1 protein-coding gene is annotated in these 3294 nt (G+C 66.2%); it reads right to left on the reverse strand.

Annotated features, from left to right (window positions below; translation table 11 throughout):
* Positions 1 to 82 precede the first annotated feature (82 nt).
* Positions 83 to 3294 (reverse strand): DNA polymerase III subunit alpha (gene dnaE, locus ASG00_RS12275; protein WP_235559570.1); only part of this gene is annotated, 3212 nt, incomplete at its 5' end.

A 3294-nucleotide genomic window follows, 5' to 3' on the forward strand; every position in this document is an offset into this window, starting at 1 on the left:
GGGCGGCGTCGGTCACGGGACCTCCTCGATGTGCGGGCGGATCGATCCTATCCGCGCGGTCTTCTCGTGGACCGGGCGAGGGTCACCCGAGGCAACCCGGTCCGAGCAGGCCCTTGAGCTCGCCGTACAGGTCGGCGGTGACAGTGACCGGATGCGGCACCTCGAACACCTTCGCAGTGCCGGCGCGGTGCAGTTTCAGTACCACCTCGGTGTCTCCGGGGTGACGGCGCAGGGTCTGGGCGAGCTCGCCGATCACTCGCTCCCCCGCGCGCTGCTCGTTCAGCACGAGCACGAGCGGGCCGGATGCCTCGACGGCGCCGAGGTCAGGCTGGAACGCGCTCTGCGCGTGAAGGTTGAGCCCGTCGTCGCGCCGTGACACGCGCCCCCGCACCACGAGGATCGCGTCGGCTTGGAGCATGCTCTGGAACTCGGTGTAGGTCTTGCCCATGAACATGACCGTGACCTCGCCGTTGAAGTCCTCGACGGTGATCATGCCGTACGGGTTGCCGCTGGCTTTCGCGACGCGGTGCTGCACGCTCGTCACCAGACCCGCCACGGTGACCTGCGCGCCGTCGTCGATGTCCTCGGACGCGAGCAGATCGTGGATGCCGATAGATGCGTGCTTGGCGAGCGGGATCTCCAGGCCCGCGAGCGGGTGGTCGGACACGTACAGTCCGAGCATCTCGCGCTCGAAGGCCAGCTTGTCCTTCTTCGTCCACTCCGGGCGCTCGGGCACCTTGGCGGGCAGTGCCTCCTCGGCCTCGTCGTAGAGGCTGTCGAAGTCGAAGCCCACGGCGCCCGTGGCCTCCTTGCGCTTGATGTCGACGGCCGCCTCGACAGCGTCCTCGTGGATCTCCAGCAGCGCGCGACGGGTATTGCCCATCGAGTCGAAGGCGCCGGCCTTGATGAGCGACTCGACGGTGCGCTTGTTCGCCGCGTGGACAGGCACCTTGTCGAGGAAGTCGTGGAACGAGGTGAAGCCGACGTCGCGGCGGGCGTGGACGATCGCGTCGACGACGTTGGAGCCGACGTTGCGCACCGCGCCGAGGCCGAAGCGGATGTCCTCCCCGACGGCCGCGAAGTAGTTGATCGACTGTCCGACGTCGGGCGGGAGCACGCGGATTCCCATGCGACGGCACTCGTTGAGGTAGAGCGCCATCTTGTCCTTCGAGTCGCCGACGCTCGTGAGCAGGGCGGCCATGTACTCGGCCGGATAGTGCGCCTTGAGGTACGCGGTCCAGTAGGACACGAGCCCGTAGGCGGCCGAGTGCGCCTTGTTGAACGCGTAGTCCGAGAACGGGAGCAGGATCTCCCAGAGCTTCTGCACCGCGTCATCCGAATAGCCGTTGGCGTGCATGCCCGCCTGGAAGCCCTCGAACTGCTTGTCGAGCTCGGATTTCTTCTTCTTGCCCATCGCGCGGCGCAGGATGTCGGCCTGTCCGAGGCTGAAGCCGGCCACCTTCTGCGCGATGGCCATGACCTGCTCCTGATAGATGATCAGGCCGTAAGACGTGCTCAGGATCTCGGCGAGCGACTCCTCGAACTCGCGATGGATCGGCGTGATCTCCTGCAGACCGTTCTTGCGAAGCGCGTAGTTCGTGTGCGAGTTCGCGCCCATCGGTCCGGGCCGGTACAGCGCGATGACGGCCGAGATGTCTTCGAAGTTGTCGGGCTTCATGAGGCGCAGCAGCGACCGCATCGGCCCGCCGTCGAGCTGGAACACGCCGAGCGTGTCGCCGCGCGCGAGCAGCTCGTACGACTCCGGGTCGTCGAGGCCGAGCTCTTCGAGAACCAGCGGCACGCCGCGGTTGGCGGCGATGTTGTCGAGGGCGTCGTTGATGATCGTGAGGTTGCGCAGCCCCAGGAAGTCCATCTTGATGAGCCCGAGGGACTCGCACGCGGGGTAGTCGAACTGCGTGACGATCTGGCCGTCCTGCTCGCGCCGCATGATCGGGATGATGTCGATCAGGGGCTCGGACGACATGATGACGCCCGCCGCGTGCACGCCCCACTGACGCTTCAGGTTCTCGAGCCCGACGGCCGTGTCGAAGACCGTCTTGGCTTCCGTGTCGGTGTCGATCAGCGCACGGAACTCGCTCGCCTCTTTGAAGCGCGGATGCTCCTTGTTGAACATGCCGTCGAGCGGCATGTCTTTGCCCATGACCGCGGGCGGCATCGCCTTCGTGAGCTTCTCCCCCATGCTGAACGGGAAGCCCAGCACCCGGCCGGCGTCTTTGAGCGCCTGCTTCGCCTTGATCGTGCCGTAGGTCACGATCTGGGCGACGCGCTCGCTGCCGTACTTCTCGGTGACGTACTGGATGACCTCGGCGCGACGACGGTCGTCGAAGTCGACGTCGAAGTCGGGCATGGAGACACGGTCGGGGTTGAGGAACCGCTCGAAGATCAGACCGTGCTGCAGCGGGTCGAGGTCGGTGATGCGCATCGCATAGGCGGCCATGGAGCCCGCGCCGGACCCGCGGCCCGGACCCACCCGGATGCCGTTGTCCTTCGCCCAGTTGATGAAGTCGGCGACGACGAGGAAGTAGCCGGGGAAGCCCATCTGCACGATCACGCCGGTCTCGTACTCGGCCTGGGCGCGCACCTCGGCGGGGATGCCGTCGGGGTAGCGGAAGTCGAGACCCTTCTCGACCTCCTTGACGAACCAGCTCTCCTCGGTCTCACCCGCGGGCACCGGGAAGCGCGGCATGTAGTTCGCCGCGGTGTTGAACTCCACGTCGCATCGCTCGGCGATCAGCAGCGTGTTGTCGCACGCGACCTCGTGGTCGCGGAAGATCTGCCGCATCTCGGCGGGCGACTTCACGTAATAGCCGTCGCCGTCGAACTTGAAGCGTTTCGGGTCGTCGAGGGTCGAGCCGGACTGCACGCACAGGAGCGCCGCGTGGCTCGACGCGTCGTGCTGGTGCGTGTAGTGCAGGTCGTTCGTCGCGACGAGAGGGATGTCGAGGTCTTTCGCGATCTTGAGCAGATCGGTCATCACCCGCCGCTCGATGGAGAGTCCGTGATCCATGATCTCGGCGAAGTAGTTCTCCTTGCCGAAGATGTCCTGGAACTCGGCAGCCGCGGCGCGCGCCGCCTCGTACTGTCCGAGACGCAGACGCGTCTGCACCTCGCCGGACGGGCAGCCCGTGGTCGCGATGAGCCCCTTGCCGTAGGTCTGCAGCAGCTCGCGATCCATGCGCGGCTTGAAGTAGTAGCCCTCCATGCTCGACCGGGACGAGAGCCGGAAGAGGTTGTGCATGCCCTCGGTCGTCTCGGAGAGCAGCGTCATGTGGG

This window comes from Microbacterium sp. Leaf351 (genome assembly GCF_001423825.1).
In the GTDB taxonomy this organism is placed as follows: domain Bacteria; phylum Actinomycetota; class Actinomycetes; order Actinomycetales; family Microbacteriaceae; genus Microbacterium; species Microbacterium ginsengisoli.